The organism is Arthrobacter sp. TMN-50 (assembly GCF_054511125.1).
Genome location: NZ_JBTNDG010000002.1, coordinates 161223 through 182371 on the forward strand (window position 1 = coordinate 161223; position 21149 = coordinate 182371).

Genomic DNA, 21149 nt, shown 5'->3' on the forward strand with positions numbered 1-21149 from the left:
CCTTCAAGAGCGCAGAATACAATCTGCATCGTGTGAATAACTGAGTCCCACCCTACTCCGGGTGAGGATCCATGTAGTCAAAGCGGCTTATCCGCGTTCAGCAATTTCGGAGGCTGCTTCAAGATACGAAAGCGCACCACTCGACGACGGATCGTACGTCATCACAGTCTGCTGATAGCTGGGCGCTTCGGAAATTCTTACCGAACGGGGGACAACCGCCTTTAGCACCTGCTTCGGAAAATGTTCACGAACCTCAGCGGCGACCTGGGCGGCGAGGTTGGTTCTACCGTCATACATGGTCAGGAGGATTGTGGACACGACAAGGTCGGCATTCAGATGCTTCTGAATCATCTCGATATTCTTCAGCAGCTGACTAAGGCCCTCCAGCGCGTAGTACTCACACTGGATAGGAATGAGGACCTCCTTGGCCGCGACGAAAGCGTTGACCGTCAGAAGTCCCAGACTTGGAGGGCAATCGATAAAGACGTAGTCCAATCGTTCTTCGCCCTGCCTGGCTCGATCCTGCGCGTACAGGTCGAGAGCACGGCGAAGTCGCTGCTCCCGCGCGACGAGCGACACAAGTTCAATCTCGGCCCCCGCCAAATGAATTGTGGCTGGTGCACACAGAAGATTTGATACGTCGGGACATGCCACGACAACACTGCCCAACGGCAGGTCATCGATCAGAACGTCGTAGATACTGTCAACCTCGGCGTGATGAGGCACGCCCAGCGCTGTCGACGCATTACCCTGTGGATCGATGTCAATGACCAGAACGTTGAGGCCCGCTGCTGCAAGGGCCGCCGCAATATTTACGGTAGTCGTGGTTTTACCCACACCGCCCTTTTGGTTACTCACCGTCAGCACACGGGTACTACCTGGTCGCGGAAGGGAACGTCCGTTGAGTTTTTCCCGGCGCCGGTTCTCGCTGGCGAGTTCACGGGCCAACGGCGTGCTGTCGTCCATCGCATCCATGACATTCCTCGGTGCTGCGCTAGTGGTGCTCGTCGGAGCAGATGTCGTTGCTGCGGGCCGGGGGTTGGATACCGTGAAAGTTGTTTCACGTGAAACAATTCCCATGTTGGCGGGATCTGCAAACACTTCTGGTTGAATTTCGCCGAGGGTGACCGCGAGAGAAGAGCCTGCGGGCATCAAAGTTTGATTCCGCCTTGCGTTGTCTTTCGTGGTCACGCGGGATAACTCGCTTTCAACATGCCGGGGCCGGTCCTCCTTCTAGAGTAGCCGGTGACTCCACCGAACCGACTGTGAAACAGCCTGTTCGGGAGAACATTCGACGAGCCGCACCGCTATTGCCCGACGGTAATGCGAACAACTGTCGTCGGTTGTTCTAGCATTCCAGCTCCGACCTGAAGGACAACGGTTTTTCGCCCACCAAGTTTGCGGATCAGTTTCGCGGCCTTGGTGACTTCCTCGGCAGCGCTCTGTCCCTTGATTGCCAAGACCTGCCCATTTCCGGCCAGGATGGGGATAGTCATTGCTGCAAGACCGCCCAATGCGGACACGGCTCGGGCGGTCACCACTGCCGCGGTTACCTTACCCACGGCTTCCTCAGCGCGCCCACGGAACACCTCCACGTTATCCAGGGCAAGATCCCCAACTACTTCCTTCAACCACGTCACACGTCGTTCAAGAGGTTCGATCAGCGTGAAAGTGAGATCAGGTCGAGCAATGGCCAACGCAATACCGGGTAAGCCGGCACCACTGCCAACGTCGGCTACAGAAACCCCGTCGGGGAAGAGTTCGGCGGTAACCGCACAGTTGAGCACGTGACGGCTCCATAGCCGGGGGACTTCCCGGGGCCCCAGCAAACCCCGTTCGATTCCGGTCGTTGCGAGATGCCCAACGAAGCGTTCGGCGATACCTAGCCGGTCACCAAAAATAGTTTGCGCAGCCTCGAGTTCAGCTGCAGTCATTTCCACCATGTGTTGACCTGATCAATAATGGCTAGAACTCGGCGGGTGAGACAACGATGTGTCGGCCAGAGCCTTCACCTTCGGATTCACTGACAAACCCGAGCTCTGCCACTACGTCGTGCACAATCTTGCGCTCATAGGCCGACATGGGTTCCAGGGCGACCTCGTCGCCTGACTCCTTGACCTTGTTGACCGCGTCGAGCGCGATGCTGCGGAGTTCCTTACCTCGTACCTCACGGAAACCGTCAATGTCGAGCACCAGCCGTGACCGGTTGTCTGTCGACGTCAGCACGGACAGCCGAGCCAGTTCCTGCAGCGCCTCGAGTACCTCGCCATCCTTGCCAACCAGACCGCTGAGCGAACCACTGGTGGGATCTTCGGAAACAATCGAGATATAGGTGCGCCCGTTCCTCACCTCAATATCAATATCCCCGTCGATGTCGGCGATGTCGAGTAGTTCCTCAAGATAGTCTGCCGCAACGTCGCCCTCATCCTCGAGTCGACTGATCGTGGCCGACGAATCGGCCCCTACCCCGGCGCTGTCGACCGCTTCCTCCGGGTTTGTCTCCGGAACATTCTCAACTGTCATTTTTTCTTCCTGTTCTTGCGCTGGGGCTGAGTCCGCTGGCCCTTGGTCTCAGTGATTTCTTCCGCCACGGGATCGGCCTTCCTCTCCCCAAGCAGCGGCATCATCGGAAGGCCCTTTTTGGCACGTCGCTCGGCAAGCGCCTTGGCTGCGGGAGACCCGGGAGTAGGCATCCGGCGAATCACATAGAACTGCTGCGCCATGGTCCAGATGTTCGTGGTCGTCCAGTAGATCAGGACGCCGATGGGGAAGTTGATACCACCGATACCGAACACCAGCGGGAGAATGTAGAGCATCAGTTTTTGCTGGCGCATGAACGGGCTCTGCATTGCTTCTTCAGACATATTCTTGGCCATGATCTGCTTCTGCGTGATGAACTGCGAAGCTGTCATGGCCAGAATCATGATCACTGACAGGATGATCACGCTGACGTTGGCGTTGTCGCCAAAACTTCCCAGGAAGGTGGACGACAGCGGAGCTCCAAAAATCTCGGCGTCATCAAACTGGACAACTTCCTTGGCGGTCATCTCCCCGATGGTGTCGCCCGTTTCCGAGGCTCGAGACACACCGTTCAGCACGGTGAAGAGCGCAAAGAAAAATGGCATCTGGATCAGAATTGGTAGACAGGCAGCAAACGGGTTGGTGCCATGTTTCTTGTACAGGGCCATCTGTTCCTGCGTCATTGCCTGACGGGACAGCTGGTCGGTCTTACCCTTGTACTTCTTCTGCAGCTTCCGCAGATCCGGCTGCAGCGCCTGCATGCCACGCTGTGCCTTGATCTGCTTGACGAAAACCGGAATCAAGGCGGCGCGGATGACAACCACGAGTCCCACGATGGATAACGTCCACGTCCAGCCGGATGCGGCATCCATCCCAAGAAATGTGAACCCGTCGTGGAAAAACGTCATGATCCATGACACAAGCCACTGGAACGGGAAGAGGATGGTATTGAAGAAGTCCATAGCTATTTGCTCCTCAGGCCGCAGAGCGGCTTTCGTCATCAGCGGGAATCACAGGATGATTCAGCACAACAATTTTGGGTATTTTTCCGTCGGCGAAGGATCGACCACCTGCAGGAACATGATCCACCCCGCCGTCATTCCAGGGGTGGCATCGACAAATCCGTCGAGCTGCTAGGGCACTGCCCCTGAGGGCACCGTGGAGGGTTACGGCTTCAAGCGCGTATGCCGAGCAAGAGGGGAAAAATCTACACACCTGGCCATAGAGAGGAGAAATGGCTATCCGGTATGCCTTGAGCACTGCAATCAAGCAATTGGCTGGCAGTTCGAGCAGCGAAAAAACACGTGGGGCAGCGGTAGTCATGTGCTGCCTCTCTTCCTGCTGGATACCGAGTCGAAGGCCCGGTCGAAGTCGCTAGCGAGCTGACTCCAGGTTGCGTCAGCGGCAGGAGGCAGCGCCCGCACCACCACGGCGAGTCCACTGGGATGCCGCGATAAGGCTGACGAAGCCATTTGTCTTAGTCTCCTCTTAACGAGGTTTCGTGTCACTGCGTTCCCCACGCCCTTGGAAACGATGAATCCAAACCTGCTCGGATCCGCCCCGTGAATGGGTGCCGCATATAACACCAAGTTCCGGCGCCCAGAACGGGAGCCGGAACGTACGGTGTGGGTGAAATCTGAAGCTGTTCGGACCCTGTTGATACGAGCCAACATTAGGGAACCTCGACCAATCGGACTAGTGCGGCATAGCGTTCCGCCAGGTTGGCCCGAGGCTTCGTCAAACTGGCTGGGCCCGTTTAGGCCGACAGTTCGGTGCGGCCTTTGCCGCGGCGTGCTGAAAGGATGGCTCGGCCAGCGCGTGTGCGCATCCGAAGGCGAAAACCGTGCTTCTTAGCCCGGCGGCGGTTATTCGGCTGAAAGGTCCGCTTGCTCACTGTATTTACTCCAAGACAATCTTAGGATGCGTCCGGTCCGTTGCTACAAGGGGGAAGAACAGACTGGCGATTCGACGTTTGATGGCTGCGGATGGAGCAGACCGACACGTTCCACGAGATGGAACCGACGTGCAGGCATGCAGAATGCAGACATATAGGACTACATAACGTTAGGCGACCGCTCCCATGCCAGTCAAACCGGGCCCGGTTGGTATCCCGGTGTTGGTAGTCACCGAGCTGTGGACAACCCCCAGTTTTACGATCCCGATAGTTCCCCGCTTGCTCCCTTTGACCGCCTGGTTGACCCCGGAGACGAGCTATCTTCTGTACTACCCATCCTCTAGTCTTGCCCAAGGGTCATTTATCCACTAGCTGTGCATAACTCTGTGGATGATGGCCATTTTCAATGAACATGGTGAGAGGTATTTGTGGGCCCGGACGAAATAAATGACGTAGGGAGTTCCTGGCGCAAGGTCATCCGCACGCTGGAACACGATGAGAGGGTGACTCCTCGGCAGCGAGGATTTGTTGTGCTGGCCCAGGCTCAGGGGCTTATTGGCACCACCCTCCTGGTCGCTGTTCCTAACGAACTCACCCGCGAGGTTCTTCAGACGCATCTGAAAGCTGCCCTGGATGAGGCACTACGGGCGGTTTTCCGCGAGGATTTACAGTGTGCCTTTGTTATCGACCCCGAGTTGACCCCGGTCGAGGTAGAAGAGGCCGAACCTGTCGAGACCACGGAGCCGGCCCGAGAGGAAGCCAAACCCGCTCCTACGCTTCCCAGTAACTCCCATGAGTTTGGTCGCCTCAACCCGAAGTATATTTTCGACACCTTCGTCATTGGCTCTTCCAATCGATTTGCCCACGCGGCGGCCGTTGCTGTCGCCGAAGCCCCGGCTAAGGCCTACAACCCCCTCTTCATCTATGGCGATTCCGGACTCGGCAAGACTCACCTTCTGCATGCCATTGGCCACTACGCCAGGCATCTTTACACGGGCATCCGGGTTCGGTATGTAAATTCGGAGGAGTTCACCAACGACTTCATCAACTCCATTAGGGACGATGAAGGTACGAGCTTCAAACAGACCTATCGCAACGTCGACATCCTCCTGATTGACGATATTCAGTTCCTTTCGGGGAAAGACCGGACTCAGGAAGAGTTCTTCCACACCTTCAACGCCCTCCACAACCACAACAAGCAAGTAGTCATCACCTCCGACCTGCCCCCAAAACAGCTCTCAGGGTTTGAGGAACGGATGCGGTCACGGTTTGAGTGGGGTCTCCTCACCGACATCCAGCCGCCCGAGTTGGAGACCCGAATTGCTATTCTCCGGAAGAAGGCCATCAGTGAGGGGATGAGTGCTCCCGATGACGTGCTCGAATACATCGCCTCAAAAATCTCCACCAACATCCGCGAGCTCGAAGGTGCACTGATTCGGGTCACTGCATTCGCCAGTCTCAATCGGCAGCCAGTGGATGTGACGCTCGCCGAAGTGGTGCTGAAGGACCTTATTACCGACGACGGCGCTCAGGAAATCACCTCAGCCGTCATCATGGCCCAGACCGCAGACTACTTCCAGATCAGCATGGAAGAACTTTGCAGCAAGTCACGCACACGGACCCTGGTCACCGCGCGACAGATTGCTATGTACCTCTGCCGGGAACTCACGGACATGTCTCTGCCGAAAATCGGTCAGGAACTCGGCGGTCGAGACCACACCACCGTCATCCATGCCGACCGCAAGATCCGTGAGCTGATGGCTGAACGTAGGGCCATCTTCAATCAGGTCACAGAACTCACCAACCGGATCAAACATCGCCGTAAGGACTCCTAACTACAGCAAGGGTATTAACAGGTGTGGATAATTCTGTGGATAACCGGTCGAACAACAGCAACTCTGCTGAGGACAACCTTCCCAACGCTGTGGATCCGCAGAATACCAAGGGTTTTCCCCACACACCCCTCGGAGATCACTGATCTGCTGTACACAGCTTCTCAACAGGCCATGGCCCGGCGCAACTAGCTGTAAGCCAGTTATCCACAGTTTCAACAGGCGTTACTACCACTACGAACCTTAAATCCAAGGGTTCTTCCAAATAACATTTTCGCGTCCCTTCCCCCCCGCTAAAATCTCACCCGAACATCTCCAAACGACGGGAAACCTCTCATCGGCAGTCAGGCTAAGCTTTCTGTGAGTACTCTTATTCCTTGCCCTGCGGCGGACCCCTTTTCCCGCTGGCCACGTGAACTTCCAAAGCATGATGTTGAGAAAGGCGGCACCCTTCAGTGAAATTCAGAGTTGAGCGGGACGTTCTAGCTGAGGCCGTTACCTGGACGGCACGTTCGCTGTCCCCCCGTCCCCCAGTTCCTGTACTTTCTGGCCTGTTGATCAAAGCGGCTGGCGGAACCCTCAGCCTTGCCAGCTTCGACTATGAAATTTCCGCTCGCCTTGAGATCCCTGCTGATATCGCCGAAGAGGGAACCATTCTGGTATCCGGTCGGCTGTTGGCGGATATTTGCCGCAGCCTGCCATCCGCTCCGGTCGAGGTGGAAACCGAGGGCACCAAGGTCACGCTGACCTGCCGAAACAGCCGTTTCAACCTTGCAACCATGCCGGAAGGTGAATACCCCGAGCTGCCCACCCCACCAGAAGTAAGCGGCATCGTCGACGGGGATGCGTTTGCCCAGGCTGTTTCGCAGGTGATCATCGCAGCAAGTCGTGATGACACTCTTCCCATTCTCACCGGGGTGCGGATGGAAATTGAGGATGACCTGATTACCCTTCTGGCCACCGACCGGTACCGATTGGCCCTCCGGGAGGTCACCTGGAAGCCAAGGAACCCCGGTATTTCGACCAGTGCTCTCGTCAAAGCGAAGACGCTGAATGAGGTAGCCAAGACGCTCGGCAGTTCAGGTGACCTCAGCATCGCCCTTTCGAATGACAGGGAACTGATCGGGTTCGAGAGCGGCGGCCGCCGCACGACGTCGCTGCTTGTCGACGGCGACTACCCGAAGATTCGTGCGCTGTTCCCTGAAAATACTCCCATCCATGCAACAGTTGAAACCAGTGTCTTGGTCGAGGCTGTCCGCCGCGTGTCGCTCGTTGCAGAACGAAATACTGCTGTTCGGATGGCCTTCAGCGCGGGGCAGGTCACCCTTGACGCAGGAACAGGCGAGGATGCCCAGGCATCCGAGGCCATCGAGGCCACCCTCGATGGAGACGAGATCACCGTAGCCTTCAACCCTCATTACCTGAGCGAGGGGCTTGGCGCCTTCAATAGCAAATTCGTTCGGTTCTCATTCACCACACCACCCAAACCGGTAGTAATTTCGGCCCAGGAAGACGCAACTGGCGAGGACCGAACCGATTACCGGTACCTGCTGATGCCAGTTCGAATGGCTAACCAGTAAAATCGTCCACCCCTGGAACGAGTCAGCTGAATCCCCAGTCGCTGGCCACAGAAAGCGAAGCCGCAATGCATATTGGCCTCATCGGACTTGGCAAAATGGGCTTCAACATGAGGGAAAGGCTGCGCCACAAAGGGGTAACTGTCACCGGGTTTGACCGAAATCCAGCTATCTCTGATGTTGATTCACTCGATCAGCTGGTCTCCACGCTCCAAGCTCCACGAGTGATCTGGATTATGGTGCCAGCTGGGGCAACCACCGGGGCTGTCGTGAAGGACCTTGCTGAGCGTTTGGACGAGGGAGATTTGATCATCGACGGCGGAAATTCACGGTTCACCGATGATCAAAGAAACGCTGAATTGCTTGCTGCTCAGGGTGTCGCCTTCGTTGACTGCGGTGTTTCTGGAGGAGTGTGGGGTCTGCAGAACGGATATGGACTTATGGCGGGTGGTACTCCCACTGACGTGCAGCGAGTCCTCCCTGTTTTTGATGCGCTGCGACCAGAAGGTCCCCGGGAGGAAAGCTTCGTCCATGTGGGTGACGTGGGGGCGGGCCACTATGCCAAAATGGTCCACAACGGCATCGAGTATGGGCTGATGCAGTCCTACGCTGAAGGGTATGAGCTACTGGCGGCCAAGGACATCATCAAGGATGTCCATGGCACCTTCCAAGCATGGCAGCATGGAACGGTGGTCCGATCCTGGTTGCTTGATCTGCTGGTCAAAGCCCTCGACGAAGACCCTGCGTTGAAGAAAACCGCCGGATATGTTGAGGACTCGGGTGAAGGACGTTGGACTGTCGAAGAAGCCATCTCCAGTGAGATTCCGGTCCCCGCCATCACCGCCGCACTCTTTGCACGATTCTCATCCCGTCAGGATGACGCCCCAGCTATGAAGATGGTTGCAGCGCTCCGCCACCAATTTGGCGGACACGCGGTTCGCGGCCCCGAGGAATCCGCGTGAGTGGAGCATCGTGTACGTCCAGCATCTATCCCTGACGGATTTCCGCAGCTATAGCCAGGTCGAAGTTTTGCTTGAGGCCGGAATAACCGTCTTTGTCGGGCCCAATGGGGTGGGCAAAACCAACATCGTTGAAGCGATCGGTTACCTTGCCTCCATGTCCTCGCATCGGGTCAGCTCGGACAAGCCCCTGATTGCGTTCGACGCCGAACGGGCGCTGGTCAGGGGAAGACTGGTACGCGGCACGCAAACCATCAGCGTTGAAGTAGAGATCAATGCCGACCGTGTTAACCGGGCTCGAATAAACCGTGCCAACCCGGTGAGGGCCAGCGACGCAGCCGGGATTCTCCGAACGGTGCTTTTCGCACCGGAGGACCTCACCCTCGTTAGAGGGGATCCCTCGAGCCGGCGTCGCTTCCTCGACGACCTTACGGCGACGTTGCTTCCACACCGAGCAGGGATAAGCGCCGACTACGAACGGGTCCTCAAACAGCGGAATGCCCTCCTCAAATCAGCTCGGACAAGTGGGAAGCTTTCTGTCTCCCACGAGGCAACACTCGATGTATGGGATCAACATTTGGCTCAGGCAGGGGCGAGGCTCCTGCACGCCCGGTTAGCGGTGCTGGCACAACTGCAGCCATACCTTGAACGGGCCTATCGTGAGTTGACCGACGGTTCGAAGACTGCGGAAGCGACCTACCGCTCCACGCTGTCCGGTACTGCCGAGGACGGTATGCCAGGTGCGGACGAATCCATCAGTTCTCTCGGAGTGGAGGATCTGACGGCCAGGTTCATTGCAGAGCTTCTCACCCAGCGGAGGAGGGAACTCGATCGCGGAATTTCGCTGGTTGGACCCCATCGGGACGATGTGGACCTCATCCTCGGAGGAACTATCGCCAAGGGGTACGCCTCCCACGGAGAGACTTGGTCCCTCGCTTTAGCCCTGAGATTGGGCTCCTATTACCTGTTACGAGACGACGATCGGACGCCCGGCGCTAGCCCAGTCCTCATTCTCGATGATGTGTTTGCGGAGCTTGACTCAAGCCGGCGCACAAAGCTCGCGGCAATAGTGAGCGGGGCCGAACAGGTATTGGTCACGGCGGCAGTGGGCGAAGACATTCCCGAGGCTCTTGCAGGACGCCAGTTCCAGGTTGTTCCCGGAGGGCTGGTCGCTGGTGACGCCTGATGAGCCGCAGCATGACAGCGGAACCCCTGCGGGCCCGGCCGAGACCGACCGCCCGGCAGTCGACGAAGCCTACCTTGATGCCCCTCAGTCCCTCCTTAACCAGGTCCGGGATGCCTCCAAGAACCGAGGAAATACCCGACTACCCGCGGGCCGGCGCGGAGCCGCTGTGCCAAAACGCCGCCAAACTGGTGCTCTCACGTATTCGGGGCGGGACCCGGAAGATTTGGGTAATGTCTTCAACAGGTTGCTCAGTGAACGAGGATGGAAATCACCGGTAGCCGTAGGTTCGGTGCTAGCACGCTGGGACGAACTCGTTGGACAAGAGATAGCGCTTCATTGTCGGCCGGAAAGTTTTGACGGCAATACGGTATTGGTCCGGTGTGATTCAACGGCATGGGCCACCCAGCTGAGATTGATTGGTCCGATGTTGATCCAGAAGTTTGACGCTGAGCTAGGCTCCGGCGTCGTCACGCGCATTTCGGTGCTTGGACCGGCGTCCCCGAACTGGCGAAAAGGGGGCCGGACGGTCAAGGGGAGGGGACCTCGGGACACCTACGGATAGGACACCGTACCGATGTATCGGACCGACCTATTGCCAGTTCGGTAAATGCCGTGTAGGACCGCGAACTTGCCGCAGGAGGTATCCGGCCTTAGTGGCTGCCCCCGGGTGGCTCCTAAGCCGCTTTATTCGCCAGTGGAGGCCTGTTTAGTGCCGTATTGTCTGCCGCGGCAAGGTAGAATGGAGGCAACGGGCATTCCCTAGGGGATGCCTTTGACCTGTTGCCTGCTCCGCGGGTGTCAGACAGCGAAGCTATTTACCCAAGATTCCTACCTTTGAGGAGCCGACAGCGCCTGTGGCTAATGACAACGAGCTGGACGCCAAGACCCAGGGAACTCCGCAGTCTGCTGCAGGAGTCCAAAATGGGACCACCGGATACGATGCGAGCGATATCAGCGTCCTGGAGGGTCTTGAGGCGGTTCGTAAACGCCCAGGCATGTACATCGGTTCGACCGGCCCACGCGGGCTCCATCACCTGGTCAATGAGGTGGTCGATAACTCGGTGGATGAGGCGCTTGCTGGGCACTGCGACACCATCAAGGTGACCCTGCTGGCTGACGGTGGCGTAAGGGTTATTGATAACGGCCGCGGAATTCCAGTGGACATGCACCCGACCGAGGGGCGCCCCACGGTTGAGGTAGTCATGACCATCCTGCACGCTGGCGGTAAGTTCGGCGGGGGCGGCTACGCAGTGTCGGGTGGCCTCCACGGCGTCGGCATCTCAGTAGTTAACGCCCTGTCATCCCGGGTGGAAACCGAAGTGAGACGTCAAGGGTACGTTTGGAATCAGTCATTCGCCGACGGGGGCAAACCGGTCGGCGAGTTGCGTCGGGGGGCTGAGACCACCGAAACAGGCACCACCCAAACGTTCTATCCAGATGCAACCATTTTTGAGACCGTGGAATTCGATTTCGAAACCCTGCGTGCCCGGTTCCAGCAAATGGCCTTCCTCAATAAGGGACTCCGCATCATCCTGGTGGATGAACGGGTCACCGAAGTAGAAACCGAGGAAATTGCCGAGGCTTCAGCCAGCAGTGCTGTTGAAGAAACAGCTCCGAAGCACCGCATGGTGAATTACATGTATGAGAATGGGTTGCTTGACTACGTCAACCACCTGAACTCGTCCAAGCGGGTGGACGTGATTCACGAGGACGTCATTGGGTTCGAAACTGAGGACACGGACCGCAAAATAGCGGTCGAAGTGGCCATGCAATGGACCAGCGCATACTCGGAGAGCGTTCACACGTATGCCAACACCATCAACACTCATGAAGGTGGTACGCACGAAGAGGGTTTCCGTGCCGCAATGACTTCCCTTATCAATCGGTATGCGCGGGATAAGAACATTATCAAGGAAAAGGACGAAAACCTCACCGGTGATGACATCCGTGAGGGTCTGACGGCTGTCATTTCGGTCAAACTTTCCGAGCCGCAGTTTGAGGGCCAGACAAAAACCAAACTAGGCAACTCGGAAGCCAAAGGTTTCGTTCAGCGGGTGGTCACGGATCAGCTCGGTGACTGGCTGGAACGTAACCCCGGGCCGGCACGGGACGTAATCCGCAAATCGATCCAGGCTGCACAGGCACGGCTGGCCGCGCGGAAGGCCCGTGAGTCCACTCGTCGCAAGGGACTCCTTGAGTCGGGAGGAATGCCCGGCAAGTTGAAGGACTGCCAGTCAAAGGACCCGTCGAAGTCGGAAATCTACATTGTGGAGGGCGACTCAGCAGGCGGTTCGGCCGTTCGCGGTCGTAACCCTGACACTCAGGCAATACTCCCCTTGCGCGGCAAAATCCTCAATGTCGAACGGGCACGGCTCGATCGTGCACTGGGCAATAGTGAAGTACAGGCAATGATCACCGCCTTTGGTGCCGGGATCGGCGAGGATTTCGACGTCGCGAAAGCCCGGTATCACAAGATCGTGCTGATGGCTGATGCCGACGTTGATGGGCAGCACATCACCACGTTGCTTCTCACCCTCCTGTTTCGCTACATGAGGCCCCTGATTGAAAACGGCTACGTCTATCTGGCGCAGCCACCTCTGTACCGGATCAAATGGTCCAACGCCACCCATTCCTACGTTTTCAGCGACCGTGAGCGGGATGAAGTCATCAAGATGGGGCTGGCCAACAATCAGCGGTTGCCTAAAGACAACGGTGTGCAGCGGTACAAGGGTCTCGGGGAAATGAACTACACCGAGCTGTGGGAGACCACTATGGATCCCGACAACCGGACGCTGTTGCAGGTGACTGTCGACGATGCGGCAGCCGCGGATCAGATTTTCTCGGTTTTGATGGGTGAAGATGTCGAATCCCGCCGAAACTTTATTCAGCAGAACGCGAAGGACGTTAGGTTCCTCGATATTTAGGTAGCACGGGCGACGTACGGCTGTCGCTGCTTACCTCCAACGGCTTTGGTACCTAGACACTGAACGGAACTGACGAATGAGCGACGAAGAAACACCCGACTTTCCCCTCGAAGGACGGGTCCTCTCCGATCGAGTTGAGCAAGTCGACCTGCAAACAGAGATGCAGCGGTCGTACCTGGATTATGCGATGGCAGTCATTGTTGGCCGCGCCCTGCCCGACGTCCGGGATGGGCTCAAGCCAGTCCACCGGCGGGTTCTTTATGCGATGTTCGACGGCGGTTACCGTCCGGACCGCTCATTCAACAAGTGTGCCCGCGTGGTGGGCGAGGTCATGGGGCAGTATCACCCCCACGGTGACACCGCGATCTACGATGCCTTGGTCCGCCTGATCCAGGACTGGACGATGCGGTACCCACTGGCTCTTGGGCAGGGTAACTTCGGGTCTCCCGGCAACGATGGCGCGGCAGCCCCCCGGTATACCGAAACCAAAATGGCACCGCTCGCGATGGAGATGGTTCGCGATATCGACGAGGAAACCGTCGACTTCCAGGACAACTACGACGGCAAGAACCAGGAGCCGACCATCCTCCCGGCCCGGTTCCCCAACCTGCTGGTCAACGGATCGTCAGGCATTGCCGTCGGCATGGCCACCAACATTCCCCCGCACAACCTCCGTGAAGTTGCCTCGGGCGTCCAGTGGTATCTGGAAAACCCCGACGCCACCAAGGAGGAACTCCTTGAAGAACTCCTGGTGCGCATCAAGGGCCCGGATTTCCCGACCGGTGCTCAGATTCTTGGACACAAGGGTATCGAGGACGCCTACCGGACCGGCCGGGGGTCGGTCACGATGCGGGCCGTGGTCAATGTTGAGGAAATCCAGGGTCGCACCTGCCTGGTTGTCACCGAACTGCCGTACCAGGCAAACCCCGACAACCTGGCCATCAAGATTGCCGATCTGGTCAAGGACGGCAAGATCAGTGGCATCGCCGACCTTCGCGATGAGACATCCGGCCGGACCGGCCAACGCCTGGTGATCGTCCTGAAGCGGGATGCTGTCGCCAAGGTAGTACTGAACAACCTTTACAAGCACACCCAGCTTCAGGACAATTTCAGCGCCAACATGTTGGCCATCGTCGATGATGTCCCCCGTACTCTCAGCCTCGACGCGTTCATCAGGCACTGGGTTACCCACCAGCTTGAGGTCATTGTCCGGCGAACCCAGTATCGGTTGCGGAAAGCCGAAGAGGCAGCCCATATTCTGCGCGGTCTGCTGAAGGCACTCGACGCGCTCGATGAGGTCATCGCGCTGATCCGCAGGTCGTCAACTGTTGAGGACGCCCGCAACGGCCTGATGGGTTTGCTGGCGATTGACGAAATCCAGGCCCAGGCGATTCTTGACATGCAACTGCGTCGCCTGGCCGCTCTGGAACGCCAGAAAATACAGGACCAGCACGCCAAACTTGAGGCGGAAATCACCGAATACCAGAAAATTCTGGCCTCGAATCAGCTGCAACGCGATATTGTCTCCACCGAACTCCGCGAGATTGTCGACAAGCACGGCGATGACCGGCGCACCGAAATCCTGATGGGCTTCGATTCGGACATGAGCATGGAAGACCTGATTCCCGAGGAGGAGATGGTTGTCACCATCACTCGCGGCGGTTACGTCAAGCGGACCCGCAGCGACAACTACCGTCAGCAGGCGCGGGGCGGGAAGGGCATCAAGGGAGCTCAGCTCCGCGGGGACGACGTCGTGGAGCACTTCTTCGTCACCACCACCCATCACTGGCTGCTCTTTTTCACCAACCTGGGACGGGTCTACCGGGCCAAGGCCTACGAGTTGGTTGAGGCCGGGCGGGATGCCAAGGGTCAACACGTTGCCAACCTTCTCGCCTTCCAGCCTGACGAATCGATTGCACAGGTTCTTGATCTGCGGGATTACCAGCAGTCTCCCTATCTCGTCCTCGCGACCAAACGGGGTCTCGCGAAGAAGACCCGGTTGGAAGATTACGACACGAACCGCACAGCCGGGGTTATCGCGATCAACCTGCGCGACGGGGACGAGTTGGTCTCCGCACAACTGGTCTCCGAGAGCGATGACATGATGCTCGTTTCCCGGAAGGGTCAGTCGCTTCGCTTCACAGCGACGAATGATGCGCTGCGCCCGATGGGTAGGGCAACATCCGGTGTTACCGGGATGAAGTTCCGGGACGACGATGAACTGCTGGCCGCCAACGTCGTGACCGATGAATCCTTTGTGTTCATCGTGACCGAGGGCGGCTTCGCGAAGCGCACCAAGGTCGAGGAATACCGGGTACAGGGTCGAGGTGGCCTGGGGATCAAGGTTGCCAAGCTCGCAGAGGAACGCGGAGACCTGGTCGGGGCACTCATCGTTCAGGAAGAGGACGAGGTGCTCGTGGTGATGGGCGGCGGCAAGGTGGTCCGCTCAGCGGTTACCGGCGTACCAGCCAAGGGCCGCGACACCATGGGCGTGATCTTTGCGAAGCCGGATAAGAAGGACCGCATCATTGCAGTCGCACGCAACAGTGAGCGGGGACTGACGGTGGAGGACGGTGTAGCGGATCAGGTGACTGGAGGTATCGAATCCGATAACCCAGAGACCGATGAAGTACCGTTGACGTCAGAAGAAACGGCTGAGCGGGAAGCACAGTCACCAGATAATGGAGGTACCGAGTGAGCTCGCCCAACTCAAACCCACGGGCAACCGGAGGATCGGTCAAGCAGACCGGTACCGGGCCCCGAGTGAACGCTCCCGCGCGGCCAACCCAGCGGCCGTCTGGTCCAGCTCCGGGCACTCGCCCGGGCGCAACACGCCCCGGTCTGGTGAAACCAGCCCCGAAGGCCAAAGCGCGCAAGGCGAGACTTCTGGTAAGCAAGGTGGACCCCTGGTCCGTCCTCAAGATGTCTTTCCTGCTATCGGTTGCTCTGGGAATTGTGACAGTAGTTGCTGCAATCGTCATCTGGACTGTGCTGGACCTCACGGGGATTTTCGACGGCGTGAATGACCTGCTGCGCGAGATTGCTGGTTCCGAAAGCGGAGGGTTTGACCTCCGCCAGTTTGCTTCGCTGGGACAGGTGGTTTCTTTTGCAACGATTATCGCCGTCGTGAACGTGGTGCTGTTGACTGCTTTAGCCATGCTGTCGGCAGTGCTGTACAACATTTCGTCGACCTTGGTTGGCGGAATTGGCGTTACTCTCACCGACGATTGATCACCCGAGGATAAGCCCGGTTCGGGACGATTTGATGATTGCCGAGATACTCCTGTAAAGTCGTGTTTCGGCCCGAACAGGCTTCGGGGCGTATAGCTCAGGCGGTTAGAGCGCTTCGCTGATAACGAAGAGGTCCCAGGTTCAAGTCCTGGTACGCCCACGGACCTACCAGCCGCAGGTAACTGCGATAGGAGGAACACTGTGAAAAAGTTGTTGGTAATCGCAGCAGCAGTCGCAAGTGCGTTCGCCTATAAAAGGTGGCAGGAATCCGAAAGGGATAAGGCGGTATGGAGCAAGGCAACCGACACGGTTGACTAAGCTATACTGGTGAGGTTGCCATTGAGGCAATCGTTCGGGGGCATGGCGCAATTGGTAGCGCACCTGCTTTGCAAGCAGGGGGTTCGGGGTTCGAGTCCCCGTGCCTCCACCGAAATGAAAAGGACCCGGTCTGTCGGCCGGGTCCTTTTCGTTTAAAGAGAAGATTAACCGTAGCGCACCGGGTGGCTTAGTGTTACTGGGTGATCATCTTCCTGTCGATTCTTGGGGTTCTTGGTGTGGCGGCATCGGGGCCTATTATGGCGGCGACGGTGGCACCCGCCCTAGCTATCGCTTTCTGGCGGAACGCCATCGGTGCACTGGTCATGGGCGGACCTGCGGCTTTCTCCAAGCGGCACGAATTTAGGGCGTTGCGACGCGTTGACTACCTCCGCCTCGCTGTAGCTGCGACTTCCTTGGCGTTGCACTTCGCCTGCTTCATCACAGCTTTGAAGCTGACCTCCGTGGCCGCGGCCACGGCACTGGTCTGCCTGCAGGTGGCCTGGATAGCGTTGTTTAACGCAATCCAGGGCACGAGGCCCACTACCAGGGTTATCGTAGGCCTAGGAGTGGCGCTGGCCGGCGTCGTCGTAATTACAGGGTTTGACCTGACGCTGTCCCGGGACGCGATCCTGGGGGATGGTCTGGCTCTTGCTGGCGGGGCACTGGCGGGGGTCTATCAGATGGCCGGGGCGAGCGCCCGGAAGACCATGTCCACCGGAACCTACACAACGCTATGTTATGGCGGATGCGCGGCGATCCTGCTCCTGATGTGCATCGCGTTCCAGCAACCGTTGACCGGATTCTCGCCTGCGGCCTGGGCGGGGATCATCGCCGTCACCCTGGTGGCTCAACTGATGGGTCACACGGTATTCAATCATTTGTTGGCCGTGATGAGTCCGCTCGTTGTCTCAATGATTATTCTGCTTGAAATCCCTGGTGCCGCATTGCTTGCCGCAGTTTTTTTGAACGAACAGTTGCCAGCCGGAACGTATGGGGGACTACTGCTGATCCTGGTGGGTCTGGCGATAGTGGTGCGTGGTCAGGCAACCGGGCGTGCCCGCGCGCGGGCAGCGGTGGAGACGGTGCCTCCACCCGCGATGGGCGGCTCTTAGGACAGGGTTCCCTCATCATCGGTGAGGGGCCGAGCCGTGCCTCCGCGCCGAACACTCTGGGGGCTGCGCGCGGAGTGGACAGCGCGAATCATTTTCGCCGGATAGTAGATGGACATGAAGATCAGCGGGGGGACCTTGAGGATCCGTTTGTTGATGCTGTGAGCCTTGTAGGTGCGATCGAATCGAGTCACGTAGTAGCGGTAATCCTTCGGCGAATCCTCGAGCCGGCGTGCTGACATCCCACTCACCATAGTCGGAAGGTAACGGATGATCAGGTCATGCTCAGCGAGATGCAATGAGAGGTCGATGTCCTCGTGCATCTCATCGGCCGCGTCACGGCACGTGGACCCACGAATCCGTTCCCAGGCCGAGCGCCGGATCGCCATATTGGAACCGAACAGGAAATGATACTGATTCCGGGCCAGCTTGAGGACCAGTTGCCGTAGCTTGTCATCGGCCAGAAGTCCCCAGCGGCGCATTGGCATGTCGTAGTAGACCACCGGTCCTGTGGCGGCAGCCACTTCGGGGTCCATAAAACCGGCAAGCACTTTTTCGACCCAATCGGGCTCCGGCACAGAATCCGCGTCTATTCGACCGATGATGTCCCCGGTTGCACTGTCGAAGCCAAAGTTCCGAGTAGGAATGAGGCCCTGCTCCGCTGACTGCTCCAGCAGTTTGATCGGGCTCTCCGGGTACTCCAACTGCATCTGGCTGACGATATGGGCTGTGCCGTCCGTTGAGAGATTATCAACCACTAGAATTTCGTCGGCAGGTACGGACTGGTAAATGGCAGCGATCAAGCATTGCCTGATGACGCTTTCCTCGTTGTACGCCGGAACGACAATGGAGACGGTGTTCTTCAAGGGGTGCACGGCCGTAAATCTACCACTGCTGTTCGTAATCCCGCCTCAGGCGTTTTAAATGGGGAAAGCGGTTCCGAAGAACCGCCTTCCCCTACCGCGAAACCTTCGACGCTACTTGGTAGCGTCCTTCGCCTCTTCTGCCACATCAGCAATTTTTCCGGTAGTCGCGGTGCCGGCGGACTTTGCCGCATCTGACGCTTCGTCTGCTGTGTCGCCAGCTTTAGCGGCGGCTCGGTCAGCGGCCTCCTTGATGTCGGCAACAACATCCTTGGCTTCCTTTGCGCGCTCCGCCTCGCCGGTAGGCCTGGTTTCCACCTTGACTGGGGTCTTCCAAGGATCCTCGACTGGCTTGGACGCCCGCCAGACCGCCACGCCCGCAGTAATGGCTGCAGCGATAATGCCGAAGATCAACCAACCCTTGCTGCCGCTTTTCTGCCGTTTCTTCAGATCACGCGACGCTTTCAGGGCCGCTGCAGCAGCAGCCTTCTGGGCCTTTTTGACAGCTTTCTTGTCACCGGTCACCCGCGTGACGGCCCGATTGATTGGTTCGGGGATCGTCGCATTGGACAATGAACGAGACACAGAATCGGCCGCATCGCCAAGCTTATAGGACAGGGTTGGCAGGTAGTCATCGACTACCTTGTCCCGCGCGCTCGTAATCGCTGGTGCCGCCCGATCCAATGTTTTCTGGATGTGGGGGGTAGTGGAGTCCACGACCTGTGAGATGCGGGGAGCAACCTTATCCAGGCTGTCCTGTAGGCGCGGGGTGATGGTGGAGATGCCGTCAGAGATGCCGTGGGCGGCACGCTGCACTCCATGCTGGATCCGGGGCGACGCTGATCCGTAGCCCTTTTCGATACGTGGTGCTACCCAGTTATAGGCGGCGTCCACGCGTGGCGTAGCCCAATCCCGTGCGGCTTCGGCACTGGCGACGACACTCTTCTCGAGGTCGCGGGTCATACGTTTGTTCTTCTTCACATCTGCCTCCCGGGGATAGTGGCTGTTGACTGTCAGCCTACGTGCTAACGCTTTCACGTGCTATTCGGTCACCGTCTTCAAGGCAATTTTCACTGTGCGCTGAACAGGTCGTTCTCAGCGGTTTATCAGGGGCTCCGTGAAAGAATAGCCAGATGACAGTTATTGCAACAGCACAAGCAACTATCCATACCAACCTTGGTGACATTTTGGTCAACCTCTTCGGGAACCACGCACCAAAGACCGTGCAGAACTTCGTTGGTCTCGCAACCGGTGAAAAGTCATGGACTCACCCCCAGAGCGGTGAGGAATCCACGAAGCCGTTGTACGACGGCACAATCTTCCACCGGGTCATTAGGGACTTCATGATTCAGGGTGGTGACCCTCTGGGTCAGGGAATCGGCGGACCGGGCTACCAGTTCGACGATGAGATCAACCCCGACCTTGACTTCACCGCTCCCTACAAGTTGGCTATGGCCAATGCTGGAATCCAGGGGGGTCGCGGCACCAATGGGTCACAGTTCTTCATCACTTCGGTACCGACCACCTGGTTGCAAGGTAAGCACACCATCTTTGGCGATGTTACTGATGAAGCCTCGCGCGGCGTCGTCGAGCAGCTAAATGCCATCCCTACCGATTCACGGGATAAGCCGCTGGAAGATGTAGTCATCAAGTCGATCACGGTCAAGCAGCTCTAAAACCCCGATGACATACGGAATCCCGGCGGATCAGCCGCAACAGGAAGTGCCCGTGTGCCCCAGACACCTAGACCGGGTCAGTTACGTCCGCTGCCAGCGGTGTGGCAGGCCCGCGTGTCCGGAGTGCCAACGGCCGGCTGCCGTCGGGATCCAGTGTGTTGACTGTGTCAGGGAAAGTGCCCGCAACGCCCCAACCCAGCGAACCGTTTTCGGAGGGGTGGTGAGGCAGGGCAAACCTATTTTCACCTTTTCTATCATCGGTGTCTGTGTGGTGCTTTTTTTGCTGCAACTGGTGACCCCCGGGCTCACCGAGGCATTGTCGTACGCCCCCCTCTACACCTCCGAATTTATCCCTCCCGAGCCATGGCGGATGCTCAGTGCAGCATTCCTGCACTCAACCGGATTTCTTCTGCACATTGGCTTCAATATGTACGCCCTGTGGATTATGGGCCAGGCGCTGGAACCGCTGCTGGGGCGTGCCAGGTTCCTCGCGCTCTACCTGCTGTCCGCCTTCGGGGGGTCGGTAGCAGTACTGCTACTCTCCAATCCGCTGCAGCCTGTGGTCGGCGCATCTGGAGCAGTCTTCGGACTTTTCGGGGCCATGTTTATCGTGCAGCGCAGCAGGGGCGGCGATGTGAGGCAACTGGTGGTTTTGATTGCGATCAACGGTGTCCTCGGGTTTGTCGTGTCCGGGATCTCATGGCAGGCGCACCTGGGCGGGCTTCTTGCGGGGGCCGCGGCCGCCGCAATCATCGCCTACGCGCCGAAGGGCGAGAACCGGACCCTGATCCACTGGGGCGGCCTTGCGGGCCTGGCAGTGGTGCTCGTCGGGCTGACAGTCCTCGGGTCAACCCTGGTACAACTGCCTCTCGGATGAATGTTGTCCACAGGGCTTATCAACAGCGGGGATAACTTACACACATGTAATTCCACAGCTGTGGATAAGCGTTGGCCCGCGATCGGCAGTAATTGACCCTTAAACCACTTAAGTTACCCACACCTGTGGATAACTTAGTGCACAACGTGTGTACTGAGCGGAATGCGCGTTGTGGACGCGCCC

The 21149-nt window shown here is 58.1% G+C and carries 21 protein-coding genes and 2 tRNA genes; 14 read left to right on the forward strand and 9 right to left on the reverse strand.

Annotated features, from left to right (window positions below; genetic code table 11):
• Positions 1-87: 87 nt before the first annotated feature.
• From ACX80A_RS04660 to rpmH, 7 genes are all read right to left on the reverse strand, one after another.
• Positions 88-1191 carry a ParA family protein gene (locus ACX80A_RS04660; RefSeq protein WP_459258518.1) on the reverse strand — a complete coding sequence of 368 codons (1104 nt, stop codon included), beginning with the start codon at positions 1189-1191 and terminating at the stop codon, positions 88-90.
• Positions 1192-1307: 116 nt separating this feature from the next.
• Positions 1308-1943, reverse strand: coding sequence for a 16S rRNA (guanine(527)-N(7))-methyltransferase RsmG (gene rsmG, locus ACX80A_RS04665; protein WP_459258519.1), 636 nt, complete (start codon positions 1941-1943; stop codon positions 1308-1310).
• 22 nt (positions 1944-1965) lie between these two features.
• Positions 1966-2523, reverse strand: coding sequence for a Jag family protein (locus ACX80A_RS04670; RefSeq protein ID WP_459258520.1), 558 nt, complete (start codon positions 2521-2523; stop codon positions 1966-1968).
• Entirely contained in the window at positions 2520-3482 is a 963-nt protein-coding gene (yidC, locus tag ACX80A_RS04675) for a membrane protein insertase YidC (protein WP_459258521.1), read from the reverse strand. Before yidC ends, ACX80A_RS04670 begins: the two co-directional genes overlap by 4 nt.
• A 13-nt stretch (positions 3483-3495) precedes the next feature.
• Positions 3496-3843 (reverse strand): membrane protein insertion efficiency factor YidD, encoded by a 348-nt coding sequence (gene yidD / locus ACX80A_RS04680; RefSeq protein ID WP_459258522.1) that lies wholly within the window; start codon positions 3841-3843, stop codon positions 3496-3498.
• Entirely contained in the window at positions 3840-4193 is a 354-nt protein-coding gene (gene rnpA / locus ACX80A_RS04685) for a ribonuclease P protein component (RefSeq protein ID WP_459258523.1), read from the reverse strand. The genes yidD and rnpA overlap by 4 nt, the downstream gene beginning before the upstream one ends.
• 83 nt (positions 4194-4276) lie before the next feature.
• Positions 4277-4414 carry a 50S ribosomal protein L34 gene (gene rpmH / locus ACX80A_RS04690; protein WP_022892375.1) on the reverse strand — a complete coding sequence of 46 codons (138 nt, stop codon included), beginning with the start codon at positions 4412-4414 and terminating at the stop codon, positions 4277-4279.
• A gap of 428 nt (positions 4415-4842) precedes the next feature.
• Here rpmH and dnaA point away from each other — a divergent pair, with 428 nt between their 5' ends.
• The 12 genes from dnaA (at position 4843) to ACX80A_RS04750 (ending at position 17553) form a co-directional block, all read left to right on the forward strand.
• Positions 4843-6249, forward strand: coding sequence for a chromosomal replication initiator protein DnaA (dnaA, locus tag ACX80A_RS04695; protein WP_459258524.1), 1407 nt, complete (start codon positions 4843-4845; stop codon positions 6247-6249).
• A 452-nt stretch (positions 6250-6701) separates the two neighbouring features.
• On the forward strand, positions 6702-7826 hold the full coding sequence (gene dnaN / locus ACX80A_RS04700) for a DNA polymerase III subunit beta (protein ID WP_459258525.1): 1125 nt from the start codon (positions 6702-6704) through the stop codon (positions 7824-7826).
• A 65-nt stretch (positions 7827-7891) separates the two neighbouring features.
• Positions 7892-8785 carry a phosphogluconate dehydrogenase (NAD(+)-dependent, decarboxylating) gene (gene gnd, locus ACX80A_RS04705; protein ID WP_459258526.1) on the forward strand — a complete coding sequence of 298 codons (894 nt, stop codon included), beginning with the start codon at positions 7892-7894 and terminating at the stop codon, positions 8783-8785.
• A 10-nt stretch (positions 8786-8795) separates the two neighbouring features.
• The gene (recF, locus tag ACX80A_RS04710; protein WP_459258527.1) at positions 8796-9968 is read left to right on the forward strand and encodes a DNA replication/repair protein RecF; all 1173 of its coding nucleotides are present in this window, start codon (positions 8796-8798) and stop codon (positions 9966-9968) included.
• Positions 9958-10530 (forward strand): DUF721 domain-containing protein, encoded by a 573-nt coding sequence (locus ACX80A_RS04715; RefSeq protein ID WP_459258528.1) that lies wholly within the window; start codon positions 9958-9960, stop codon positions 10528-10530. Before recF ends, ACX80A_RS04715 begins: the two co-directional genes overlap by 11 nt.
• Before the next feature lie 292 nt (positions 10531-10822).
• Positions 10823-12892, forward strand: coding sequence for a DNA topoisomerase (ATP-hydrolyzing) subunit B (gene gyrB, locus ACX80A_RS04720; protein WP_459258529.1), 2070 nt, complete (start codon positions 10823-10825; stop codon positions 12890-12892).
• A gap of 76 nt (positions 12893-12968) precedes the next feature.
• Positions 12969-15590, forward strand: coding sequence for a DNA gyrase subunit A (gyrA, locus tag ACX80A_RS04725; protein WP_459258530.1), 2622 nt, complete (start codon positions 12969-12971; stop codon positions 15588-15590).
• Positions 15587-16123: a DUF3566 domain-containing protein gene (locus tag ACX80A_RS04730; protein WP_459258531.1), complete on the forward strand. Its 537-nt coding sequence runs from the start codon at positions 15587-15589 to the stop codon at positions 16121-16123. Before gyrA ends, ACX80A_RS04730 begins: the two co-directional genes overlap by 4 nt.
• Positions 16124-16209: 86 nt before the next feature.
• Positions 16210-16283: transfer RNA gene (locus ACX80A_RS04735), tRNA-Ile, on the forward strand.
• Between the two features lie 41 nt (positions 16284-16324).
• Positions 16325-16441 carry a DLW-39 family protein gene (locus tag ACX80A_RS04740; protein WP_459258532.1) on the forward strand — a complete coding sequence of 39 codons (117 nt, stop codon included), beginning with the start codon at positions 16325-16327 and terminating at the stop codon, positions 16439-16441.
• Between the two features lie 36 nt (positions 16442-16477).
• Positions 16478-16550: transfer RNA gene (locus tag ACX80A_RS04745), tRNA-Ala, on the forward strand.
• Between the two features lie 91 nt (positions 16551-16641).
• Positions 16642-17553 carry a DMT family transporter gene (locus tag ACX80A_RS04750; RefSeq protein WP_459258533.1) on the forward strand — a complete coding sequence of 304 codons (912 nt, stop codon included), beginning with the start codon at positions 16642-16644 and terminating at the stop codon, positions 17551-17553.
• Here the strand turns inward: ACX80A_RS04750 and ACX80A_RS04755 are convergent.
• The gene (locus ACX80A_RS04755) at positions 17550-18425 is read right to left on the reverse strand and encodes a glycosyltransferase family 2 protein (RefSeq protein ID WP_459258534.1); all 876 of its coding nucleotides are present in this window, start codon (positions 18423-18425) and stop codon (positions 17550-17552) included. The genes ACX80A_RS04750 and ACX80A_RS04755 overlap by 4 nt on opposite strands.
• A gap of 102 nt (positions 18426-18527) precedes the next feature.
• A complete protein-coding gene (locus ACX80A_RS04760) occupies positions 18528-19394 on the reverse strand; it encodes a hypothetical protein (protein ID WP_459258535.1) in 867 nt (288 codons plus the stop codon).
• A gap of 152 nt (positions 19395-19546) precedes the next feature.
• Between ACX80A_RS04760 and ACX80A_RS04765 the strand changes: the two genes are divergently transcribed.
• Together ACX80A_RS04765 and ACX80A_RS04770 are read left to right on the forward strand one after the other, a co-directional pair.
• The gene (locus ACX80A_RS04765) at positions 19547-20089 is read left to right on the forward strand and encodes a peptidylprolyl isomerase (RefSeq protein WP_459258536.1); all 543 of its coding nucleotides are present in this window, start codon (positions 19547-19549) and stop codon (positions 20087-20089) included.
• 268 nt (positions 20090-20357) lie between these two features.
• Positions 20358-20966: a rhomboid family intramembrane serine protease gene (locus tag ACX80A_RS04770; protein ID WP_459258537.1), complete on the forward strand. Its 609-nt coding sequence runs from the start codon at positions 20358-20360 to the stop codon at positions 20964-20966.
• The last annotated feature ends 183 nt before the right edge of the window (positions 20967-21149 follow it).